Source organism: Providencia sp. 2024EL-00732 (assembly GCF_044006275.1).
In the GTDB taxonomy this organism is placed as follows: Bacteria; Pseudomonadota; Gammaproteobacteria; order Enterobacterales; family Enterobacteriaceae; genus Providencia; species Providencia huashanensis.
Window position 1 is genome coordinate 198,411 of record NZ_JBIPDG010000004.1, and the last position, 23,454, is coordinate 221,864.

Here is a 23,454-nt window from a genome sequence, read left to right on the forward strand (position 1 = left end):
ATTCTTTTAAAAAACGATGTTGTTTTTTATTTACTGCTATTAAATAGCCATTTTTCACTAAAAGTGAAATAAAAATACCGGCTCAGAGGCCGGTATTTATTTTGTTTAGAGCTAAAGGTTAGTCATCTTCAAATTCATAGCCATCACCTTCGGGTGCTGGCGGTGTAATGAGCACTTTATTAACACGATGACTGTTGACTTCAAGTGGTTGGAATACGCAGCCATTGATAGTCATCTGTTCGCCTACTTCAGGAACGCGCTGTAAGTGTTCCATTAGTAAACCTGCAATTGTTTCATATTCACGCTTATCGTCTAATTCCATTGGGATAAACATGATCAGGTCTTCAAGTGGCATAAAGCCGTTGGCAATCCAAGTACCATCATCCAGTTTTTGAATATCGTGGCGTGAGTCATTTTCTTCATCACCAACAGGCAAGTTACCCGCGATTGTTTCCATTACGTCGGTCAATGTGACGATACCTTCGATAGAGCCAAATTCATCCACAACAAACGCAAAGTGTGTATGGGCTTTACGGAACTGTTCTAATGCTTTTAATAGTGATAACCCTTCAGGGAAAATTAGAGGTTGCGTGATTAATGCACGCAAATTAAGCGGTTTACCACGAAGCTGTTGTTTGACTAAATCCATTACATGAACAACACCAACAGGTTCATCACTAATTGTTTCATCTATAACCACTAAGCGTGAATGCGGGTTTTTCTCCATCAATTGCAGTAAATCGGCGGAGGATTTATTGATGTCGAGGTAATCCACATCATGACGTGAGGTCATAATACTCTCAACGTTACGTTGTGCCATACCTAAGACACGCGCAATCATCAAACGTTCTTGCGGGTCAAAAACAGATTGGTTATCCGCAATCAGATCTGATGTGTGAGGGTCTAATTCGCCTCTTTCTGCTTTACCACTTAAAATACGTAATACCGCTTCAGCAGTACGTTCGCGCAGAGGCCTTGTTCCCGTCAGGAATTTACGGCGATTGAACTGCGCAAATTGGTTAAGAACTTCAATCATGATAGAGAAGCCGATCGCAGCATATAAGTAGCCTTTCGGTATGGCATAACCGAAGCCTTCGGCAACTAAGCTGAAACCAATCATAAGTAAGAAGCTTAAACACAGTATGACAATGGTGGGGTGGTTATTGACAAAGCTAGTCAACGGTTTACTTGCCCAAATCATCAACAGCATTGCAATAGTGACTGCGGCAATCATGACGCCAATATGGTCAACCATACCGACAGCTGTAATGACAGAGTCAAGAGAGAAAACCGCATCAAGAACAATGATTTGTGCAACAACAGCCCAGAAATTCGATGTTTTTCGTTGAGTATTAGTGTGCTCGTCTTTACCTTCTAGCCGTTCGTTTAGCTCCATTGTTGCTTTGAACAATAGGAATAGCCCCCCGATCAACATGATCAGATCTCGAGCGCTGAAAGGATGCTCAAAGAGTGTCAATATTGGTTTCGTTAGCGTAATTAGCCATGACAGGCTAAAGAGCAGGACAACGCGCATGATAAGTGCAAGCATAAGCCCCGTTACACGGGCTCTATCACGCAACTTAGGCGGGAGCTTGTCAGCTAGAATGGCGATGAAAACGAGGTTATCTATACCAAGAACGATTTCTAGAACGATAAGGGTAGCGAGGCCCGCCCAAATCGAAGGATCTGCGATCCATTCCATACAGTTTGTTTTACCTTCTGATATGACGGCTTATGCCGACAGGTGAATAATGCGGTTTGTTGAACTAAATATCAATAAAAATTCACTTTAGTTAGATATTTTTTGACAAAAAAAGTCGTGAATACGTCATCGATTGCATCAATAACTACCATGCTGCACAATCCTAGGTTAATATGTGATCCCGTTAACAGAATGTCAGCACTATCAAGGCTGACTTGGTCCTAATCAGACAGGAGTTTTTCATGTCAAAGCAGCAGATTGGTGTTGTCGGAATGGCTGTCATGGGGCGCAATCTTGCGCTGAACATTGAAAGCCGCGGTTATTCAGTGTCTATCTTTAACCGTTCTAAAGATAAAACAGATGAAGTTATCGCCGAAAATCCAGGGAAAAAATTAGTTCCCAACTATACAATTGAAGAGTTTGTTGACTCTCTGGAAAAACCACGCCGCATCTTGTTGATGGTTAAAGCGGGTGAAGCAACAGACAAAACAATTGCCTCGCTGACTCCTCATTTGGACAAAGGTGATATCTTAATAGATGGTGGTAACACTCTTTATAAAGATACTATCCGTCGTAATCGCGAATTATCTGAACAAGGTTTCAACTTCATCGGTACAGGTGTTTCTGGTGGTGAAGAAGGTGCATTGAAAGGCCCTTCAATCATGCCTGGCGGTCAAAAAGAAGCTTATGAATTAGTTGCTCCAATTTTAAAAGAGATTGCAGCGAAAGCAGAAGGCGAGCCATGTGTGACTTATATTGGTCCAGATGGTGCAGGGCACTATGTCAAAATGGTTCACAATGGTATCGAATATGGTGATATGCAATTAATTGCAGAAGCATATTCATTGCTAAAAGGCTCATTGAACTTAAGTAACGAAGAATTGGCAGACACCTTTGCAGAGTGGAATAAAGGTGAGTTAAGCAGCTATTTGATTGAAATCACAGCAGATATCTTCAAGAAAAAAGATGAAGATGGTAAATATCTGGTTGATGTGATCCTTGATGAAGCAGCAAATAAAGGGACAGGTAAATGGACTAGCCAAAGTGCTCTTGATTTAGGCATTCCTCTGACTCTGATCACTGAATCTGTATTTGCGCGTTATATTTCATTCTTGAAAGACCAACGTGTAGCCGCCTCTAAAGTATTAAGTGGCCCAGTATTAAAAGCAGTTGATGGTGATAAAAAAGCATTTATTGAGAAAATTCGTCGTGCGTTATATCTAGGTAAAATTGTTTCTTATGCGCAAGGTTTCCAACAGCTGAAAGCGGCATCAGATGAATATAATTGGGACCTCAACTACGGTGAAATCGCGAAAATTTTCCGTGCGGGTTGTATTATTCGTGCTCAATTCTTGCAAAAAATCACTGACGCTTATAACCAAGATGCAAAAATTGCCAACTTGCTGTTAGCGCCATATTTCAAACAAATTGCCGATGAATACCAACAAGCTCTGCGTGATGTTGTTTGTTATGGGGTGCAAAATGGCATACCTACACCAACGTTCTCAGCAGCAATTTCTTACTATGATAGCTACCGTTCAGCGGTATTGCCTGCAAACTTAATCCAAGCGCAGCGTGACTACTTTGGTGCTCACACTTATAAACGTACGGATAAAGACGGTGTTTTCCACACAGAATGGATGGAATAATCCGTCATCATTGATTATTGATGACATAAAAGGCGCTAGGTTTAGCGCCTTTTTTGACTTTTAAGCACCGTAAAATGGTTAATTTATAACGATGAGTAAATCGCTTATTCGGTATCGAATATAGCTTTTTTATAATTTATAACAGCGAATATTTTTTAAATTATATTTTATCGAGTCTAGGCATGGTTTATGCGTAACTTTCTTATTTTATTGCTTTTATTAGTATTACTTGGTCCATTAGGGATTGATTTATATTTGCCGACAATACCTGATATTGCGAGGGATTTAGGTAGCAGTGAGTCGGTGATCCAGTCAACGATAGCACTGTTCATTCTCGTTCTGGGGTTAGGGCAATTAATTTCGGGCCCACTAGTGGATAGATATGGACGAAAACCTGTCGCGATTGCAGGTATGGTGCTATATATCATCGGTGCAGGTGTTGCGATTGTAGCAACGACACCGGCAGTATTTATTGCTTCTCGTTTATTGCAGGGAGTTGCGGTTTGTTGCACTTCTGTAGTGGCTTTTAGTTGTGTGCGCGACCGTATGAATGGTACAGAAGCGGCGCGAGCCTTCGGTTTTCTAAATGGTACACTCAATATTGTTCCTGCATTAGCCCCATTATTAGGGGGGTTATTGGCGGAGGCTTGGGGGTGGCGCGCGCCATTTTGGTTCCTTGCACTGTATGCGTTGGTAATATTAGTACTGATTATCATATTATTACCGGAAACACGGCCAACAAATTTGCCAGCAGTAAAAACGACCCAACTTAAAACCTATTGGCGGATTTTGGGTGACCGTCAATTTATCATTTTTGCTTTGGTTAATGCAGGGACTATGGGGATGGCACTAACTTATGTTTCCCTTGCGCCCAGCGTTCTAATGGGGGATGCACAACTTACCCCACTAGAATTTTCTATTGTATTTGGAATAAATGGTTTTTGGATCATGTTTGCCAGCTATATTGCCAATTACTTTATTCATAAAATTGGCCGGCCAACTTGTTTATTAGTGGGCAGTACGATGATGGCATTAGGTTGTTTAGGGTTGCTGCTTGGTTTTATTTTACTCTCTGAACAAGTGCAAAATCATTGGGCTGTGTATATGTTACCTGTCGCATGTGCTTGTACTGGCCTTGCCTTTATGATGGGCACCGCAACAAGTTATGCCTTAGAACCATTTGGTAACGAAGCCGGGACGGCTTCTGCGTTAGTGGGATTTGTGCAAATGGCAGGAGGAGCAGGGTTAGGGTTATTTGCCATTGCTTTACCTATCGCCCCGAAACTATCCCTAGCGATAGTTATGTTAATTGGTTGTATTTTTGGCTTAGTTGCAAGAAAGGCGAGCTTAAAATTAACTAAAGACGAAAGTCATTAATTATTAATGCCATTCAAGGCTCGATTAGCTAGCAATGTTAATTGAGCCTTGAGATTACTTTATGCTAATACCTTATATCAACATTAAACTATTTCCCCATTAATTGTTGTTGGGTGTTTTAGGGTTTTTATTTCGATATCTTCAGTGTGAACTATTTTATTATTAACATAAATATTCACTTTTACTGGGTTAAGCTTCCATTCAATATTGACATGGTATTTATTCATCAGGCCCTCTTTCATTCTAAAGGCATGCAGTTGGTATTTATTAATTGTGCCATCTTGTAATATTACTTCTAAATATGGTGAGTCAGGGGAAATGTGTTCATCAGGTCGATAAACCATGCCGAAAGAACCATAGAGAGGTATACAGCTTTGCCTTTCAAACTTGCCGTCGGGGTCATAAAACCCGGTTAAGGTAATAATAGGGACGCCTTGTTTATCAGGTTTTTTATATATCCCTTGGCTCTCTATTTTTTGCCAAGTATGGCCATTCGAAATATAAGATAGTATTTTGTCTTTAGTTATTTTACTTTCAACGCTATTGACGATTACGTTACTACTCCAGTCTGCAAATGAGCTTATTTTTATGATTGAGCCTTTATTTTTAGGCGTGGCAGGAGGGAAAATCATATTAGGAGTATGGTAGCCATTACCACTTTGTATGTGAATAAACTTATATTTCTCTGCAAAAGTATTAAGTTTTTCATCGGTTAAATTTTCCCCATTCTTTGTCGAATAATGAAAGAATATAAGCTCTGAAAGATCAGGGCTGGCATCTACCATTTCTGCTTTTTCAGAATCCCATTTTTTATAACCAGTCGTCGATTCAGGGGAAAATATATAACTATTTTGAAGCCGTTTTTGAATTGCAGCTAATGAATTTGGTGTGTAAGCGGTAAAAGAATTATAGTTTGAGTCGAAAGGGTAGCCACTAGACATTGCATCAGTATTAAATACCCCGTCGTGTGACAAGTTAGGAATAAAATAATTGTACTCACAATCCCATAGCCATGATGAGTTTTTTTTATCGGGTGTGGTGTGTGTTCCGCCTTCAGGACCGCCGTGATAATCACCTAAGCCAAAATTATGACCTAATTCATGGCTAACCTCATTTCCCTTTGATTCATATAATGTGGCTTTTCCACCGCCTTCCGACCAACCATGATGTTGTATGCCATTTTCGTATACGCCAACAGAATTATGCATGGTTACTTGGAATGTGGGGAGAAATGATGGAGCTGATGCCTGAGAACTATTAATACCATAGTTGGCTGAATTAATGCCGTCAGAAATGAGGTCTTTGGCAATCTCATGTCGCATATTCCCGTCATGACCACCCCCTTCGCCTGTTGCTTTATCAATAAATAGCTCACCACGAGGGGTAACAACTTGAGTTAAGTAGACGGGGTCAAAACGAGTTACAATCAATGTCGCAGCGGGGACTGTTTGGCCATATTGGCGGTTTAACTCATGGTTATTTTGAAAGTCAAACTCATTCCTTGGGGGGGTTAACATACCAATATCTATAGTGTTAATCATCAGGATATTGGGAGCACCAATTTTCACATCATTAAGCGCTCCTGTAGACTCAAGGGTATTGAACTCAAAGCGTATCCCCGGTTTTATATATTCTTTAGGAATGATAGCTGACCAAGTATTTTCTGAATAGGCGAGGTTTTCAAGCGGGGCGCTTGTGGTAGGTTCTGTTATCGGGACCCATTTTTTTTTTATATCATAAATAAAAGTGATTTTTTCGCCTGTTTTTAGCTCATATTTTTTACTGCCGTAGAAAATAGAACTGGTATAAGAAGCTTCGGATGAAAACATAACTTTCTTATTATGGAAAAAGTCATTAGCGTTAAGTCGAAATTTTGGCGCCCAATTCCCATCACTAGTTGCTATTTTTATCGTTTCATTGTGTGCGATTAGCTGGTTAAAAGATTCACTATCATTGGTGATTTTTTGGATTTGTGAGTTATCACTAATGAGTAAGTCATATAAACTGCCGTCTATTATAGAAGGTGAAATAGTTAATGGTGGGGGAGCAGCAATGGGAGTGTTTTCCCATACACCATCAAAGTTACAAACGAGAAGTCGTTGTTCACCTTTTTTCAGTGAGACAATATTATTATTGAAGCTAATCTCCGTTTGTTTTTTAGTTTTGGATGAAAACAGTATTTTTTTACCACTATGCTGCTTGTTATTAATTAAGTAAATTTTTTTAACCCAATCATTATCTGTTAATTCAAGTTCTATACTCGAGTGAATTTTAAAATATTGGTCTAAATTATTTGTGTCAGTTCTGCCCTCTTTTCGGGGGGCGAGTAATTGAGTAAATCCTTTTAGTTTAAATTCGAAAGAAGATGGTGTAACCCGGTAGTACTCAGATATTTCTACATCCTTCTTTGTTTGCCATCGGCCATTTCCATCACAAATAAAAATAAGGCTATTGTTTTTTTTTAGTGAGGTATGCTTATTACCATATTCAATTTTTACGGTTTTATTTGAATCATTGTAAATAGAGATGTATTTATAGCTATATTCAGTGTTATTATTAATTACAAAGGTTTCCTGCGGGAAAGGGGCATTGAATATTATGTTTATTTTATCATTTATTTTAATTAACTTATCAAAGTAAATGGGGTTTTCTGTTACCTTTTCTAGGTCATCATTATGGTTAATAGTCAGGTCAAATTTATTTGTTTTATTAAAATAGTGAGGTAATAAGTCAGTTTCTGGAATATGGTTATTTGCAGTGGGGGGGAGTTTTGAAGGGGGAAGAAGCTCTTTAGTTATTAATAAGTTGTTTTTTTTATCAAATATTTTGAATTGAAAAGGTTCACTCTCTGCAATAATTTTATGGGGTTTTACCAGTATCAAAGTATTACGGTCGGAAACTAGAGTTGGGTGTGTGTCTCCAGCAATTCTATTTTTGGCAGGGATTATACTGGCTTGAGCAAAAGTGACATTAGCCTTTAATTCCCCAATAAGGTCATTAGGAAATTGGTTTTTATTAAAATACTTCATTTTTGCATTAATGATATCGTTGAACCGTTGCTGGAATAATTGTACTTCTAGGTATTTATCACTTATTAATGGGTTAGTATTAGCTTCATGTATGATGTGCCATATATCTAATAAAATTCTGTTATCATTTTCAGGGTTAAGAGTGAAGGGATAGGTATTTTCAGCCTCGATTATTTCTGTTATTGATGGTAGTGCGCTCGTAGTAGGATTAAACATAAAATTCCTTTTTATATTTTTGGTATTTATCAATCAAGTAATTAATTAAAATTACTTATCAATATTATATTAAATAAAGTGCAGCTAATAATCATGATTGACTAACAGTTAGTCTTAAACTTTAATTAATGGTAAGTTTGTATGATATTTCTAGCTGAGTATTGAATATGCAGAATCCATTGTTAAATAAGCCAAGGGTAGCTAAAGGTGATGTATTTTGAACGCGAATACATCACCATAGACAGCGTTCTATGGTAAATATAAACGGATTAAAAGGTTTATTACCATGAATAAAAAGCATTGGTCAAAATATGAATTACTGCATGAGGTTGTGCAAAACCCTAATATTCATATTAAAGGTAAGCATAGCTACTACAGTGATTGTTGGGATAATGGCTTTGAAAATTCGGTTGTTCGTTACCTTCAGGGGGATGAGCAAAGTCGAGATTGGCAGCTTGCGTGGCATGTAGACCAACTTTACATTGGGGACTATGTTTGTATTGGCAGTGAAGCCGTGATTTTGATGGGTGGGAATCATACTCATCGAATGGATTGGTTTTGTTTATATCCTTTCCTTGAATATATTGAGGAAGCTTATATAGGAAAGGGGGATACGGTGATTGGTGACGGAGCATGGATTGGCATGCGAGCTTTTATCATGCCGGGTGTCAAAATTGGTGAGGGAGCCGTCATTGCGAGCAACAGTGTGGTTGTTAAAGATGTTGAGCCTTATAGCATTGTTGGGGGGAACCCTGCCAAGCCAGTTAAACACCGGTTTGCGCCTGAAGTGATTAGCGAACTCTTGGCGCTGAAAATCTATGATTGGCCAGAAGCAAAATTCTCCGCTTTAAAGCGCGTGATTTGTGGATCTGATTTTCAGGCACTAAAGCAAGCCAGTATTGAATACGACCGACAGCTTAATCAGTAATTGTCATTTAGGGTTATTCTATGGAATAACCCTTTTTACGATTAGATGGTTAGCTTTCTTCTATACGAATAAACTTTACTAAAGTGGGCTTGGCTATTCTTTGGTAATCTTTTGTATTTAAAATAATCGAGCGTTCTAATGTGCCTGCATTAAAGGCTAATTCCTCAAAACGTTCAAACAGCAGCGGGTCAGCAATGAGCTTTAAATTGGGATGAAAGCTAAAAGGGGGGATCGCACCGAATACACATTGCGTGAGTTCATCCACTTCTTTCGGGCTTGCTAACGACGCACGAGTTCCACCAATTGCCAGTGCAATTTTGTTTAAATCGGCTTGTTTATCTGCTGGCAAAATCGCGAGTACATGCTGGCGGATACCATTACCTTTAACATGACATACCAATCCCTTTGCACCTTGTCCAAGTTGAGTGCCACGTATTTTTGCCACCTCTTCTGATTTCCCAGCGGTGGGGTGCTCCATCACACGATACTTTGCATTATTTTTATTAAGTAATTGCGTTAACTGCATAAAAATAGAATTTTCAGACACTGTTATTCCCTTTAAAACCACATCAATATCAGGGAATGATAGCAAGTTTACATGCAGATACAACCGCAAAACCAAGGGATGTTAAAAATCAAAATATGCTAAATATTATAAATTGCATATCAGATGCGGTTTTAATCTGTTTTATTGGTTGGTTTATAGCCTTTTCTATTTCATATGCTATTTTGTTTTTTATTTCTATTAAAATCAAACCGTTATAGTTATGTTTTTTCATGAGTTAGTGAGAATACAAATTGTTAAGAATTGAGGTTGATCATTTACGCTGTATTTTATTATCGGTAATATAAAGTTTTATATAACGAAAAGATAATATGAACCGTAAATTTAACTTATCTGTAATATTGCCTCTTATTGCAGGGATAGCCCCATCTATTGTTGCTGCTCAAGTCTCTGAGCAACTAGCTAAACCTAAACAAGACAGTATGTTGGTGACAGCAGCGCCAAACGATGTCACGACAGAAGCGCAAGCCGGAGCCGGCTTTTTTACTTCACAAATTGATATTGGCCCATTAGGGAATTTGGAATGGATTGATACACCATACTCCACAACCACTATTAGCCGCGAAATAATCAATAACCAACAAGCTAAAAGTTTGAGTGAATTGTTGAAGTTTGCACCAAGTACACAAATGCAAGCCCGAGGGGGCATGGATGTTGGGCGTCCTCAAAGCAGAGGAATGCAGGGTAGTGTGGTGGCAAATAGTCGCCTTGATGATTTGTATATTATTTCGACCACAGCATTCCCTGTTGAAATGCTGGACAGGGTCGACATCATTAATAGTTTGACGGGGGCATTGTATGGCCCTGCAAGTCCAGCGGGGCAGTTTAATTTTACGGCCAAACGACCTGAGGATGTGCAACGCTTAACGTTAGGCTATCAAAGCCGTAATGCCTATAGTGGTCATGGGGACTTAGGAGGGTATTTTGATGAAAATAAGCGCTTTGGCTACCGTCTTAACTTACTGGATGAAGAAGGTACGGGCAGTGTAGATGATAGTACATTACGGCGTAAATTTGCCTCATTAGCACTGGATTGGAATATTCAGCCTGGTACGCAATTACAACTTAATGCGAGCCATTATAACTTTGTGCAAAAAGGGTATGTGGGGAGTTTCAGCTATGGTCCTAAGGTTAAGTTACCAAAAGCACCAAATCCACAAGATAAAAACTTAGCACTACATACCGCAGGCAATGATTTAACTACTGATACAGTTAGCACTCGCTTACTTCATGATTTTAATGAAGATTGGTCATTGAAAGCTGGGGTAGGCTATCAACAAGCAGATAGAGCTATGCGGACGGTAACCAGTGCTATTCAAGATAATAATGGAACGATTTCCCGATCGTTGATGGATTCTCCTGCATCGGGGCGCTTTAGAGTGCTAAGTCACTCCGTAATGTTAAATGGCCATGTGGAGACAGGGCCAATCGCTCATGATTTGTCGTTAGCGACGAATGGCTATGTGTGGTCGATTTATAGCTCAAAAGAAAATAGTACTCGACGCAATTTAGGTGATACCAATATGTACCATCCATCGCCAATGGAAGAGCCTTCTGATGGTAAGATCCATACGGGGGGCTCACGTTATAAATCGGCTGAAAATCGCCAACAAAGTATCACAATTGGCGATACCATCACCTTTGACCCCCAATGGTCTGCAATGTTTTACCTCAGTCAAAGTTGGTTAGAAAGCCGTAGTTTTGATAAACAACACCATAAAACGAGTCAAACTCATCATCATGGTCTTAGCCCACAAGCGGCACTGATGTACAAAATTAGCCCACAAGTAATGACCTATATTAGCTATGCGGATTCACTGGAGGAAGGAGATACTGCTCCATTAGGACAAGGTATTAAAAATGAAGGGCATACTTTAGACCCTTACCGTAGTAAGCAATATGAGTTGGGAATTAAAGCCGATGTTGCCGACTTAAACCTAGGGGCTGCGTTGTTTCATTTAGAACGGCCATTTGCTTATGTGGATGGTAATGATCTCTTTCGTGAACAGGGAAAACAAGTAAATCGAGGGCTTGAGCTTAGCGCGACAGGCCATGTATGGCAGGGGTTAAATATCTATAGTGGTGTGACTTTTCTTGACCCTAAATTAACAGATACAGGGTTAATATCGACTAAAGACAAACGCGTCGTTGGGGTACCTAAAGTCCAAGCCAATATGCTCGTAGAGTATAGCTTACCATCGGTGCCTGAACTGGTTTATAGCGCTAATGTGCATTACAGCGGAAAACGTGCCGCTAATGATACAAATACGAGTTGGATAGATAGCTACACCACTTTAGACCTAGGGGCTCGTTACAGCACCAAAATAGGTCTTGTTCCTACCACTTTTAGGTTATCCGTTAATAATGTGACAGATAAGCGCTATTGGGCATCGATTTTCCCGGGGGGAAATAATGGCCAAGGCGGTGGTAATAGCGCATTTGTAGGTTCAGGCCGTGAAGTACGCGCAACCGCAACTTTTGATTTCTAATTAATCCTATAAAAATAAGGGGCACCTTTCTTTATTATTCAGCAAAGAAGGGTGACAAATATGAGAAAAGCTGATTTTTTACAAACGGTTATTTTGCTGGTAGGGCTGCTAACTTATGGTTTATCCCTAGCGAAAACAGATAACCCCGATCTACGGATTGCGACACCATGGCCGGCACAAAATACCATTATTATGATGTTGGGGTATGGTGAGCAGATTGTTGGTACATCGGTGATTGCGAAGAAAATTCCATTATTTCGCCAAATGTTACCTAACATTGATAATGTTCCAGTTATCAGCCTAAGTAACCAATTAAACCCAGAACAGATTATTTCATTACAAACACAATTATTGTTTGTTGCAAAAGGGATGGAAGTACCACAGAGAGACATTTTAGAAAGTGCGGGGGTGAAAGTTGTGGAGTACCCTGCCAATTCACTACAAGCTTTGCAGGAAAGAGTACAAGCAACGGCGGTTGAGCTAGGCCCGGATGCACAGCAAAAAGCGATAGAATATCAACGTTATTTTGACCGCAATATTACATTAGTCAGCGAACGCTTAGTCGGGTTAACCGAGGGAGAGAAGCGGACGGTATACCATAGTATGGGGAGTGCGTTATTTACCTCTGGTCGTCCCTCATTAAACCAAGACTGGATGGATTTAGCTGGCGCAAAAAATGTCGCTGAAACATGGTTTTCCAATAAGAAAAATAATTCTGGTGAAGTTTTACTCGAAACTATTATTGCGGCGAACCCTGATGTAATAGTGGCAATGAATAAAGAAGATGCACAGATAATAAAATCATCAGCTCAGTGGAGTGCGCTTCGCGCAGTAAAGAACCAGCAAGTATATGTGAACCCAAAGGGTATGTTCTGGTGGTGCCGTGAGACGTCAGAAGAAGCATTACAATTTTTATGGTTGGCGCAAACACTTTACCCCGAACGCTTTGCGGATATTGACATGAAACAGGAAACCGCAGATTTTTACTTGAAATTCTTTGCAATTCGCCTCAGTGACCAGCAAATCGATAAAATTTTGAACCCTTAAAATTTAGCTGCCAGTAAAACTGGCAGCTATTGATTTATTGGTGACGTTCTTTTAAACGTTTAATAATAGTACTTAAATCAAGTTCTTGGTCTTGCAGTAGTACCATTAAGTGATACATCAAATCAGCGGCTTCGTTAGTTAATTCAGCGCGGTCATTGACGGTGGCTGCTAAGGCCGTTTCAACACCTTCTTCCCCAACTTTTTGGGCGATACGTTTAGTGCCACTTGCATATAAACGAGCGGTATAAGAGCTTTCAGGTGATGCCGTTTTTCGCTCTTTTAGCAAGGTTTCTAGCTCAAACAGAAAGCCCCAATCACTTTGTGCGGGAGCAAAGCAACTTTGAGTGCCTTTATGACATGTTGGGCCATCCGGTAAGGCGAGCGCCAATAAAGTATCGCTGTCACAATCAGGGTAAATATCAACTAAATTTAAAAAATTATTTGATGTTTCACCTTTGGTCCACAAACGTTGTTTAGTTCGAGAATAAAAAGTGACTTTACGGCTGTCTAAAGTGGTTTGTAATGCTTCAGGGTTCATATACCCAAGCATTAATACATCCCCTGATACGGCATGTTGCACGATCACAGGCATTAAATTATCGACTTTTTGCCATGCCAGTTGGCTACATTGTTCTGTGGTTAACATACTCTAATTTGAACTCCATTTTCGGCTAGGTACTGTTTTAACTCACCGATATTAATAATTTGTTTATGGAAAACCGAGGCGGCTAAAGCCCCATCAACATTGGCGTCAGCAAAGGCATCAAGAAAATGGACTTTTTCCCCCGCACCGCCTGATGCGATGAGTGGTACTTGGCACACATCACGGACTTTTTTCAGTTGAACAAGGTCATATCCTTGGCGGACGCCATCTTGGTTCATCATATTCAAAACGATTTCCCCTGCGCCACGTTGTTGCACTTCTTTGACCCAATCGAGGGTTTTCCAATGAGTTTGTGTTGTACGTTTTTCATCACCGGTAAATTGGTATACAAGGTATTCATTAGTACTGTCATCAAACCAAGTATCGATACCAACAACAATACATTGTACGCCAAACCTATCTGCTAAGCGGCTGATTAAGGTTGGGTCAGATAACGCGGGGGAATTAATTGAAATTTTGTCTGCACCAAAAGACAGTATTTGAGCTGCATCTTCAACGCTTTTAATACCACCCGCTACACAAAATGGAATATCAATCACCTCAGCAACTTTAGCGACCCAGCTTTTATCCACAACGCGGCCATCCGACGAAGCTGTAATATCGTAGAATACCAGTTCATCAGCGCCTTCTTGTGCGTAGCGTTGCGCTAAAGGAACGATATCACCGATGATTTCGTGATTACGAAACTGCACCCCTTTAACGACTTGACCATCACGGACGTCCAAACACGGAATTATGCGTTTTGCCAACATTCGATTGCCTCCGTAACGGTAAATTTGCCTTCCAATAATGCACGACCAACAATAACCCCGGCGGCACCAGATGCTGGAATAGCCGCAATATCGTCTAAATTACCAATTCCTCCAGATGCTTGAAAGGCAATATCAGGGAATTTTTGGCTGATTTCTTGGTATAAATTCACATTAGAGCCGGTTAACGTGCCATCTTTAGAGATATCGGTGCAGAGCACATGTTTTAAACCATAAGGTTGATAGATTTCAATGGCTTGTTCTAATGTTAAATTTGAGTTTTCTTGCCAACCGCTGATAGCAATTTCTTTTACACCTTCGGTGTTAATGCGTACATCTAGAGCCAGTACAATGGCTTCTCCACCATAGGTTTCAAACCAAGTTTTTACGAGATCAGGTTTTGCTACGGCCGTTGAGCCGATCACCACGCGAGTCGCACCGGCCTCTAGCAATGCTTTAACATCGTCTTCGCTACGAATACCGCCACCAACTTGCACCGGCACACTAACGCCAGCTAATAATTTTTTAAGAAGTGGAATTTGGCGTTTTTGCGGGTCTTTAGCCCCCGTTAAATCCACAAGGTGTAAGAGTTTTGCGCCTTCTTTTTCATACTGTTGCAAGCGTGGCAGAGGGTCATTACCGTAATCTGTTTGCTTAGCGTAATCCCCTTGGTGTAACCGTACTACCGTGCCATCGATTAAATCTAATGCAGGAATGATCATGGTAATTACATCTCCAAAAAATTCTGAATCAAGCGAGAACCCGCAGCCCCAGAGCGCTCTGGGTGAAATTGTACGCCATAGAAATTATCGCGATTGATAGCACTGCTAAATAAATTTCCATATTGTGTTTGCGCAATGGTATTCGCTGAAATAGGCATAGCATAGCCGTGTACAAAATAAAAATAAGCATCATCGGCAATGCCTTTAAATAACGGGTTTCCAGCAAGTGCTTTGACTTGGTTCCAACCACTATGGGGAACAGGTAAACCGTTAGCATCCATTTTTTGTACTGGGCTATCAATCAGCCCCAGTAATGGGATATTTGTTTGCCCTTCTTCGCTAAAGGAGCCAAGCAATTGCATCCCTAAACAGATACCTAATACAGGTTGAGTTAGCGCCTTAATTAATGGGACTAATTCACGCTCAATGAGCTTTTCCATTGCGGCACTAGCGGTACCGACACCGGGTAGAAACACCTTGTCTGCCTGTAAAATAGTATTGGTTTCTCGGCTGATCACCGGGTCATAGCCTAAACGTTTTACTGCATAAGCGACAGACGCCAAATTAGCACAGCCAGTATCAAGGATGACGACGTTCATCACAAAACCCCTTTTGAGCTTGGGAGGGTATCCCCTTCAACGCGGATCGCTTGGCGCAGTGTCCGACCAAAGACTTTAAATAAGCTTTCTGCTTTGTGGTGATCGTTTTTTCCTTTTGTTTTTAGGTGTAATGTGCAGCCCATTGCATAGGAAAGTGAGCTAAAAAAGTGCTCAATCATTTCTGTACTTAAATCACCTACGCGTTGGTATTTAAATTCTGCTTTATATTCAAGGTGAGGGCGACCTGAAATATCCAGTGCGCAGCGTGCTTGGCATTCATCCATTGGGAGCACGAAACCAAAGCGTGCGATGCCTCGTTTATCACCTAAAGCAATTCTGAGAGCTTCACCTAATGCAAGCCCTGTGTCTTCAACTGTGTGGTGGTCATCAATAAATAAGTCACCATTGACCTCGATATTTAAACGGAAGCCGCCATGGGTCGCTATTTGGTCTAACATGTGGTCGAAGAAGCCAACCCCAGTGTTGATTTTACTGCCACCTTCTTGGTCTAACCAAACTTCTACTTGTATATTCGTTTCTTTGGTAACGCGTTCTACTCGTGCATGGCGATTACGTTTAGTGAGTTGTGCTGTGATCGCTTCCCAATCAAGCTCAGTTGCATTATAACGTAAGCCTTTGATCCCCATATTATCAGCAAGCTGAATATCGGTTTCGCGGTCACCAATCACATAGCTGTTTTCGCTATCTAATACATTGCTATCTAAATAGCGTTCTACCAATTGAAGTTTAGGTTTACGGCAAGGGCAGTTATCTTCAGGCTTATGAGGGCAAATTAGAACTTCGTCAAACGTGATGCCTTGAGAAGTGAAAATTTGCATCATTAAATTATGGGGTGGTTCAAAGTCAGCAGTTGGGAAGCTATCGGTGCCTAAGCCATCTTGGTTGGTTATCATCACTAAGCGGTAATTGGCTTTTTGCAGAGCAAGTAAGCTAGGAATGACCGCTTTTTCAAAGGCGAGTTTGTTTAAGCTGTCGACTTGAAAATCCGTCGGTGGCTCAGTAATTAAGGTACCATCACGGTCGATAAAAAGAATTTTCTGGCTCATGAGTCATTCCTAATTAGCAAAGTGCTGCAATAGCTTCAATAACACGGGTATTTTCAATTTCTGTCCCGATAGTAATGCGTAAACAGTTTTCAAGACCAGGTTGTTTACTTTGGTCACGTAAAATAATGCCTTGATCCCACAGGGCTTTAAACACTTTATTGCCATCTTTAAAGCGCACTAAAATATAGTTAGTTTCACTCGGATAAACATGTTCAACCACCGATAAGTCACGCAGGGCTTCACTGAGGGCGATGCGGTTTTCTGTTACGGTTTTTACGCGGTTTCTCATGGTGGTTATGCCTTGTTCATCTAAGGCTTGAGCCGCAATCATGGCAACCGGTGTTGATAATGGATAAGGCGCAATCACTTTTAATAGCACTTCAATAACTTCAGGTGAAGCAAGGGTAAAACCACAACGTAACCCAGCGAGAGCGAAAGCTTTTGATAAGGTTCTTAAAATAACTAAATTTGGGTATTCTGCTAACCAAGTAGTCACGCTATATTGCGGGCAAAATTCAATATAGGCTTCATCAACTACCACCAATGCACGGCCCGCTGCCATATCTAGCACTTCACGTAAATCTTTATTATCGATGATATTGCCCGTTGGGTTATTTGGGCTACAAATATAAATCAGTTTGGTATTAGATAAGTTTTCACGGATCGCATTAACGTTTAATGCCCAGTCTGGCAACGCCATGATTTTCTTTTGTTCAACACCAAAGGTTTCTGCACTGACACTGTACATGCCATAGGTTGGCGGGCAAAACATCACCGCATCTTTTCCCGGCTCACAAAATGCGCGGATCAACAACTCAATGGACTCATCGGCTCCACGGCAAACCAACACCTGTTCTGGTGTAATTTGCGTATAAGCCGCATAGTTATTGATTACGGCAACCGGTTGGCATTCAGGGTAACGGTTAAGGTTATGTTCACTGAATTGATAATCAGGGGCAATGGGGTATTCGTTGGCATTGAGCCAGACATCACCATTTCCACCTAAGCGCCGTGCAGACATATAAGGGGTCATGGTTTTAACATTTTCACGTGCAAGACTGGCGGCATTAAATTTTTGGCTCATGACTTACTCCTGATTTTGTTTTTTTAGTTCGTTAACGCGTAAGGTAACGGCATTTTTGTGAGCGGTGAGTTGCTCTGCTTGAGCTAAAGTTTCGATGGTGTTGGCTAGCCCTAATAGGCCTTGTTTAGACAACTTTTGTACGGTCATGCGTTTCATAAAATCAGCAAGGCCAAGGCTTGAATAAGTCGAGGTATAGCCATAGGTCGGTAAAACGTGGTTAGTCCCTGATGCGTAATCCCCCGCAGACTCCGGTGACCAGTCACCAACGAATACTGACCCTGCACTAGTGATAGCGTCGACTAGGTTATCAGCATCGCGGGTTTGTAATATTAAATGCTCAGGGCCATAGCGATTGCTAATTTCAACGCATTGTTCGATCGAATCAGCGATGATCACACGGCTGGCACTCAGTGCTTCCCTTGCAATTTCTGCACGAGAAAGTTGCGCTAATTGTTTTTCTGTTTCCTCAATCACGCGCTGGGCAAAGTTTTCATCGTCAGTTAATAAAATGACTTGTGAATCAGGGCCGTGTTCCGCTTGTGATAGTAAATCAGATGCGGTGAACGCTGGGTTTGCTCCGCTATCCGCAATCACTAATACTTCAGAAGGGCCCGCTGGCATATCAATGGCAGCACCATCATGGCTTTGGCTGACTTGGCGTTTTGCCTCTGTGACATAGGCATTACCGGGGCCAAAAATTTTATCCACTGTAGGAATGCTTTGGGTGCCAAATGCCATGGCGGCAATCGCTTGTGCGCCACCTACTTGGAAAATATCGCTAATACCACACAGCTTGGCTGCATACAGAATTTCATCAGCAATTGGTGGAGGAGAGCACAGGATAATTTTCCGACAACCCGCAATATTGGCTGGTGTTCCCAACATCATAACCGTTGACAGTAATGGCGCGGAACCACCCGGAATATACAAGCCAACCGCATCAATTGGGCGCGTGATTTGCTGGCAAACAACACCAGCTTGGGTTTCTACCGTTATTGATACAGGCTTTTGCGCCTCATGAAAACGACGGATATTGCCAATTGCCGTTTTCATTGCAGTTTTAATTTCATCACCAAGACGAGCTTCAGCTTCATCTACCGTATTCGCTGCAATACGCACGGTGTCGATTTCGGTTTTATCGAAACGACGGCTTAAGGTTTGAAGGGCAAGGTCACCTTCACGACGGACTTGGTCGATAATGTCACTGACCGCGCTAGTAATGCTGCCAGAGGCAGCAATAGCAGGGCGCATCAGCAATGCACTTTGTTGTTGGTCGTTACAATCTGCCCAGCGAATTGGCTGGTTGAATCCCATTTCCATGACGATTTACTCCATCATTTTTTCGATTGGCAGAACAAGAATTGAACTTGCGCCTAATGCTTTCAGTTTTTCCATGGTTTCCCAGAACAAAGTTTCGGAGCTAACCATGTGCATTGCTACACGGCTTTGTTCACCCGCTAGAGGTAAAATAGTTGGGCGCTCAGCACCAGGCAGTAGTGCAATAATTTCTTCCAGTGTTTCACTTGGCGCGTGTAACATGATGTATTTAGATTCGCGAGCTTGGATAACGCCTTGAATTCGGGTCATCATGCGGTCAATGAGTTGCTGTTTATCTGCCGACATTTCACCATCGCGTTGGATTAAACAGGCTTTTGAACGGTAAATGACTTCCACTTCTTTCAGCCCGTTTGCCTCTAATGTCGCCCCTGTTGAGACTAAGTCACAAATCGCGTCTGATAGGCCTGCACGTGGTGCAACTTCAACTGAGCCATTAAGTAAGCATGATTTAAATTGAATGCCTTTTTGGTCGAAATAACGTTTTAATAAGTGCGGGTAAGAAGTTGCAACGCGGGAACCATTTAAGCATTCTGCACCGGTATAGTTGAAATCTAATGGTGCAGCAAGTGATAGGCGGCAGCCGCCAAAATCAAGGCGACGTAGTGTTTTATATTGAGGGTCTTCACCTTGAGCACGGCGATTTAATAGCTCTTCTTCCAGAACGTTTTCACCAATGATACCGAGGTCAACAACGCCATCCATAACCAGCCCTGGAATGTCATCATCGCGGACACGAAGTAAATCAATAGGCATATTTTCTGCATAAGCAATCAAACGTTGTTGTTGTAAATTAATTTTGATCCCACAGCGAGATAGTAATTCTCTTGATTCTTCACTCAGACGACCTGATTTTTGAATTGCAATACGTAAACGTGATTTATCCAACATAACCTTACCCCATATTCCTTTAATAAATTTTTGTTTTAAAATAAAAAAACCCTCGGAAGATTATCTTCCGAGGGTTTTCTCAATTCGCATTTCAGCCACCGGAAGATTCGTTGATCGTCTTCCAGCACACATCGCCCGAAAGACTAATCAGGATGATGGTGATGATGATGGTTGCGTGAAATACGATTCATAATGTCTTCCGTTCTCTAATTTACGTGAATGACTAAACATTCACTGTGCTAACTAAATACTCATTGGTATTCAACCTATCCGATTTCCCCCTATGAATGCAACCTTTTTTTAAAAAATAACCAATAATAATTAGTTGAGTAGGATTTATAGTGATAAATCCCTCAAAAAATGTATTCGGAAGTTTTAAGGTTTTCAGATAACCTAGAGTGAATTTCAGTGAATGAGTCAATGGAGGATCGATTGTATGAAAAAAGTGACCATCGTTGGGCTAGGTTGGGTTGGGTTACCATTGGCTCAGGCTTTATTAGCAAAGGGTATTCAAGTTGTCGGAACTAAGACGACGCCTGATGGCATAGAGGCCGCCCGTGCTGTGGGTATAGAATGCTATGCATTAAAGCTAACCCCTGAAATTGAGTGTGACAGTGAAGATTTAACTCAGCTTATGGTGGAGAGCGATGCCTTGGTCATTTTGCTCCCGCCTTCAAAAGTGAATGTGGACCAATACGTTGAAGCGATTGAAACTTTAGTTAATTGTGCAGTCACTTTTCGAGTGCCAAAAGTGATTTTTACCTCTTCTACCTCGGTATATGGGGAGCAAGATGGTGAAATCACGGAAAAAGCGAATCTTAATGGGTCAACAACCTCAGCGACGGCACTCATAAGGGCTGAACGCTGGTTACACCAATTGCCGAACATTTCAGTGGATATTTTACGACTCGCCGGTTTAGTGGGAGAGAAACGCCATGCGGGCCGGTTTTTAGCGGGTAAAACAGGGGTTAAAGGGGCTAACCTACCGGTGAATATGGTGCATCAAGATGATGTTATCACGGCAATTTTACTATTGCTTCAGCAGCCTGATGGCGGCCATATTTTTAACTTGTGTGCACCAACGCACCCCACACGCGCGGAATTCTATACCAAGGCGGCTAAATCGATTGGCTTAGTACCACCTGAATTTATTGATGAAATAAATGAGTCAGGAGGTAAAGTAATTAATGGTAATAAGATTTGCCAAGAACTTGGGTTTGAATATCAATATCCAAACCCTGACTTGATGAATATGACGCTATAATCACTTAATTGGGATCATAACAATTTTTTTGAATGCAGGGCGTGTGGTTAATTGCTGATACCAACGCTCTAAATTTTTGAATTCAGGGCGGTCGGTAACGATTTCATGCCATGGATAAAATAGCGGTGCGATAGCAATATCAGCAATGCCAAATTTGTCGCCACTGAAGTAAGCTTGGTTTGCTAATGCATCGTCGGCAATTTGCAATAATTTATTAATGTTGCCATAAATTACCTTAGCGAGTTCTGGGTCCCTTTCTGCTTGTGGGACACGGACAATTTTGTTCATCATCTGCTTGATGTGTTCAAACAGATTAGCACTACTCCAATCCATCCATTTATCCGCTGCGGCTTTCTCTTGCAGGTCTTTAGCGATCAATAAGTGAGAGTGATCAAACTTTTCCGTAAGGTAACGTAAAATTGCATTTGATTCCCACAGTGCAAAGTCATCATCCTGTAGAGTTGGAATTGTACTGTTTGGATTCATTTTTTTATATTCAGGTGTATCTAACCCACCAAATGGGCCACCCACATCTTTTTGATTATAAGCGACATTTAATTCTTCTAAGCACCAAAGTACCTTTTTAACGTTGGAAGAGTTGACGCGTCCCCAGACAGTTAACATTGCAGCCTCCTAAATTGATTTTTTTGTCATCAGCCATGGTTAAGATAGATTAAATTCACTCGTAGGCAAATCTTTATTTCCTATAGGTGGTCTCAGTGAAAATAAAGTCTTATATTAGGCTTGGTTAGATTGAGTTATCGCATTTGATCACAGCGGTGGTTTCATCGTTTAGTGATGTTGAGCAAGATGATATTTATTTTAAATGTTTTATGAATAAGTGAAGGAATAACCGATGAGTAAAAAAATGTTGTCCCTAAAAACCCGACAAGTCGGGGTTGGGTTGAGTCTATTGATTGCCGTAAGTGGGAGTACGTATGCGGCTCAGACCCCGGTTGCTCCTCAAGTTGATGCAAAAGCATTCGTTCTAATGGATTATAAAAGTGGCAAAATCCTAGCGTCTGCAAACCCTGACGAGCGTTTAGACCCTGCAAGCTTGACTAAAATTATGACCAGTTATGTGGTAGGTCAGGCAGTTAAATCAGGGAAAATTACGCCGCAGGATATGGTAACAGTGGGGGAAGACGCATGGGCGACAGGAAACCCGGTATTAAAAGGCTCTTCACTCATGTTTTTGAAGCCGAAAGACCGTGTTTCAGTATTGGATTTAAACAAAGGAATTGTTATCCAGTCAGGGAATGATGCCAGTATCGCTTTAGCTGATTATGTTGCGGGGAGCCAGGATTCATTTGTCAGTTTAATGAACCATTATGTGCAACAAATAGGCTTAAAGAATACACACTTTAAAACAGTTCATGGCCTAGATTCTGAAGGGCAATTTAGTACAGCACGCGATATGGCTATTTTAACACAAGCGATGATCCGTGATGTCCCCGATGAATATGTATTGCATAAAGAGAAAGAATTTACCTTTAATAAAATTCGCCAACCTAACCGTAATCGTTTGTTGTGGAACCAAAATTTAAAAGTTGATGGCGTAAAAACAGGGCACACTAGTGGCGCAGGGCATAATTTAGTGGCATCAGCCACGGAAGGTGATATGCGCTTAATTTCTGTTGTGTTAGGGGCGCCAAGTGACCGAGTGCGTTTTTCAGAAAGTGAGAAGTTACTGACTTGGGGTTTTCGCTTTTTTGAAACGGTGACACCAATAAAAGCAGACACCACATTGAAGAAACAACGGGTTTGGTTTGGGGATACCTCGGAGGTTTCACTCGGTGTTGCTGATGATGTTTCTATCACAATCCCTAAAGGGCAGCTACAAAATTTAAAAGTAGATATTCAGCTTACAAATGATTTCCTTGAAGCACCTTTAGCGAAAAACCAAGCGGTAGGGACGATTAACTTTATTCTGAATGGTGAAGTCGTTGAGCAACATCCTTTAGTGGCAAAATCTGCTGTTGAGGAAGCCGGGTTCTTTGGTCGTATTTGGGACTATATCATGAAAACCATCAGCGGCTGGTGGAGTGCAATCTTTGGGTAAGTGATTATCTTTAGC

19 protein-coding genes and 1 other annotated feature are annotated in these 23,454 nt (G+C 41.1%); of the genes, 7 read left to right on the forward strand and 12 right to left on the reverse strand.

Features of this window, described 5'->3' with window-relative positions; translation table 11 throughout:
* Positions 1-118 precede the first annotated feature (118 nt).
* A complete protein-coding gene (locus tag ACHB7C_RS09280; protein ID WP_129466749.1) occupies positions 119-1,702 on the reverse strand; it encodes a TerC family protein in 1,584 nt (527 codons plus the stop codon).
* 242 nt (positions 1,703-1,944) lie between these two features.
* Here ACHB7C_RS09280 and gndA point away from each other — a divergent pair, with 242 nt between their 5' ends.
* Positions 1,945-3,351, forward strand: coding sequence for an NADP-dependent phosphogluconate dehydrogenase (gene gndA / locus ACHB7C_RS09285; protein ID WP_042846554.1), 1,407 nt, complete (start codon positions 1,945-1,947; stop codon positions 3,349-3,351).
* A 189-nt stretch (positions 3,352-3,540) separates the two neighbouring features.
* Complete coding sequence (locus ACHB7C_RS09290) at positions 3,541-4,728, forward strand: multidrug effflux MFS transporter (RefSeq protein WP_129466748.1); 1,188 nt, start codon at positions 3,541-3,543, stop codon at positions 4,726-4,728.
* 83 nt (positions 4,729-4,811) lie between these two features.
* Here ACHB7C_RS09290 and ACHB7C_RS09295 read toward each other — a convergent pair whose 3' ends face one another.
* Complete coding sequence (locus ACHB7C_RS09295; protein WP_395347074.1) at positions 4,812-7,973, reverse strand: M66 family metalloprotease; 3,162 nt, start codon at positions 7,971-7,973, stop codon at positions 4,812-4,814.
* 286 nt (positions 7,974-8,259) lie between these two features.
* On the opposite strand from ACHB7C_RS09295, the gene ACHB7C_RS09300 reads away from it, so the two are divergent.
* The gene (locus ACHB7C_RS09300) at positions 8,260-8,901 is read left to right on the forward strand and encodes a CatB-related O-acetyltransferase (RefSeq protein WP_129466746.1); all 642 of its coding nucleotides are present in this window, start codon (positions 8,260-8,262) and stop codon (positions 8,899-8,901) included.
* A 49-nt stretch (positions 8,902-8,950) separates the two neighbouring features.
* Here the strand turns inward: ACHB7C_RS09300 and ACHB7C_RS09305 are convergent, their stop codons facing one another.
* Positions 8,951-9,427, reverse strand: coding sequence for a YbaK/prolyl-tRNA synthetase associated domain-containing protein (locus ACHB7C_RS09305; protein ID WP_129466782.1), 477 nt, complete (start codon positions 9,425-9,427; stop codon positions 8,951-8,953).
* Between the two features lie 350 nt (positions 9,428-9,777).
* Here ACHB7C_RS09305 and ACHB7C_RS09310 point away from each other — a divergent pair, with 350 nt between their 5' ends.
* Positions 9,778-11,955 (forward strand): TonB-dependent receptor, encoded by a 2,178-nt coding sequence (locus ACHB7C_RS09310; RefSeq protein ID WP_395347076.1) that lies wholly within the window; start codon positions 9,778-9,780, stop codon positions 11,953-11,955.
* Positions 11,956-12,015: 60 nt separating this feature from the next.
* Complete coding sequence (locus tag ACHB7C_RS09315) at positions 12,016-13,002, forward strand: ABC transporter substrate-binding protein (protein WP_081363939.1); 987 nt, start codon at positions 12,016-12,018, stop codon at positions 13,000-13,002.
* 34 nt (positions 13,003-13,036) lie between these two features.
* On the opposite strand, the gene hisIE is transcribed toward ACHB7C_RS09315, so the two are convergent.
* The 8 genes from hisIE to hisG are packed head-to-tail and all read right to left on the reverse strand — an operon-like array spanning position 13,037 to position 20,113.
* Positions 13,037-13,648, reverse strand: a complete 612-nt coding sequence (hisIE, locus tag ACHB7C_RS09320; protein WP_042846547.1) for a bifunctional phosphoribosyl-AMP cyclohydrolase/phosphoribosyl-ATP diphosphatase HisIE — start codon at positions 13,646-13,648, stop codon at positions 13,037-13,039.
* Positions 13,642-14,418 (reverse strand): imidazole glycerol phosphate synthase subunit HisF, encoded by a 777-nt coding sequence (hisF, locus tag ACHB7C_RS09325; protein WP_042846546.1) that lies wholly within the window; start codon positions 14,416-14,418, stop codon positions 13,642-13,644. The genes hisIE and hisF overlap by 7 nt, the downstream gene beginning before the upstream one ends.
* Positions 14,400-15,137 carry a 1-(5-phosphoribosyl)-5-[(5-phosphoribosylamino)methylideneamino]imidazole-4-carboxamide isomerase gene (gene hisA, locus ACHB7C_RS09330; protein ID WP_166685344.1) on the reverse strand — a complete coding sequence of 246 codons (738 nt, stop codon included), beginning with the start codon at positions 15,135-15,137 and terminating at the stop codon, positions 14,400-14,402. The genes hisF and hisA overlap by 19 nt, the downstream gene beginning before the upstream one ends.
* Before the next feature lie 5 nt (positions 15,138-15,142).
* A complete protein-coding gene (gene hisH, locus ACHB7C_RS09335) occupies positions 15,143-15,736 on the reverse strand; it encodes an imidazole glycerol phosphate synthase subunit HisH (RefSeq protein WP_042846544.1) in 594 nt (197 codons plus the stop codon).
* On the reverse strand, positions 15,736-16,803 hold the full coding sequence (hisB, locus tag ACHB7C_RS09340) for a bifunctional histidinol-phosphatase/imidazoleglycerol-phosphate dehydratase HisB (RefSeq protein WP_042846543.1): 1,068 nt from the start codon (positions 16,801-16,803) through the stop codon (positions 15,736-15,738). Before hisB ends, hisH begins: the two co-directional genes overlap by 1 nt.
* Positions 16,804-16,816: 13 nt before the next feature.
* On the reverse strand, positions 16,817-17,887 hold the full coding sequence (gene hisC, locus ACHB7C_RS09345; protein ID WP_042846542.1) for a histidinol-phosphate transaminase: 1,071 nt from the start codon (positions 17,885-17,887) through the stop codon (positions 16,817-16,819).
* Between the two features lie 3 nt (positions 17,888-17,890).
* Positions 17,891-19,207 carry a histidinol dehydrogenase gene (hisD, locus tag ACHB7C_RS09350; protein WP_166685343.1) on the reverse strand — a complete coding sequence of 439 codons (1,317 nt, stop codon included), beginning with the start codon at positions 19,205-19,207 and terminating at the stop codon, positions 17,891-17,893.
* A 6-nt stretch (positions 19,208-19,213) separates the two neighbouring features.
* On the reverse strand, positions 19,214-20,113 hold the full coding sequence (gene hisG, locus ACHB7C_RS09355; RefSeq protein ID WP_042846642.1) for an ATP phosphoribosyltransferase: 900 nt from the start codon (positions 20,111-20,113) through the stop codon (positions 19,214-19,216).
* A gap of 40 nt (positions 20,114-20,153) precedes the next feature.
* Positions 20,154-20,281, reverse strand: a sequence feature (His leader region).
* A 268-nt stretch (positions 20,282-20,549) separates the two neighbouring features.
* Here hisG and ACHB7C_RS09360 point away from each other — a divergent pair.
* Entirely contained in the window at positions 20,550-21,377 is an 828-nt protein-coding gene (locus ACHB7C_RS09360; protein WP_042846540.1) for an SDR family oxidoreductase, read from the forward strand.
* Here ACHB7C_RS09360 and ACHB7C_RS09365 read toward each other — a convergent pair whose 3' ends face one another.
* Positions 21,378-22,001 (reverse strand): glutathione S-transferase family protein, encoded by a 624-nt coding sequence (locus ACHB7C_RS09365; RefSeq protein WP_042846539.1) that lies wholly within the window; start codon positions 21,999-22,001, stop codon positions 21,378-21,380.
* A gap of 232 nt (positions 22,002-22,233) precedes the next feature.
* On the opposite strand from ACHB7C_RS09365, the gene ACHB7C_RS09370 reads away from it, so the two are divergent.
* The gene (locus tag ACHB7C_RS09370; RefSeq protein WP_395347082.1) at positions 22,234-23,439 is read left to right on the forward strand and encodes a serine hydrolase; all 1,206 of its coding nucleotides are present in this window, start codon (positions 22,234-22,236) and stop codon (positions 23,437-23,439) included.
* Positions 23,440-23,454: the final 15 nt, after the last annotated feature.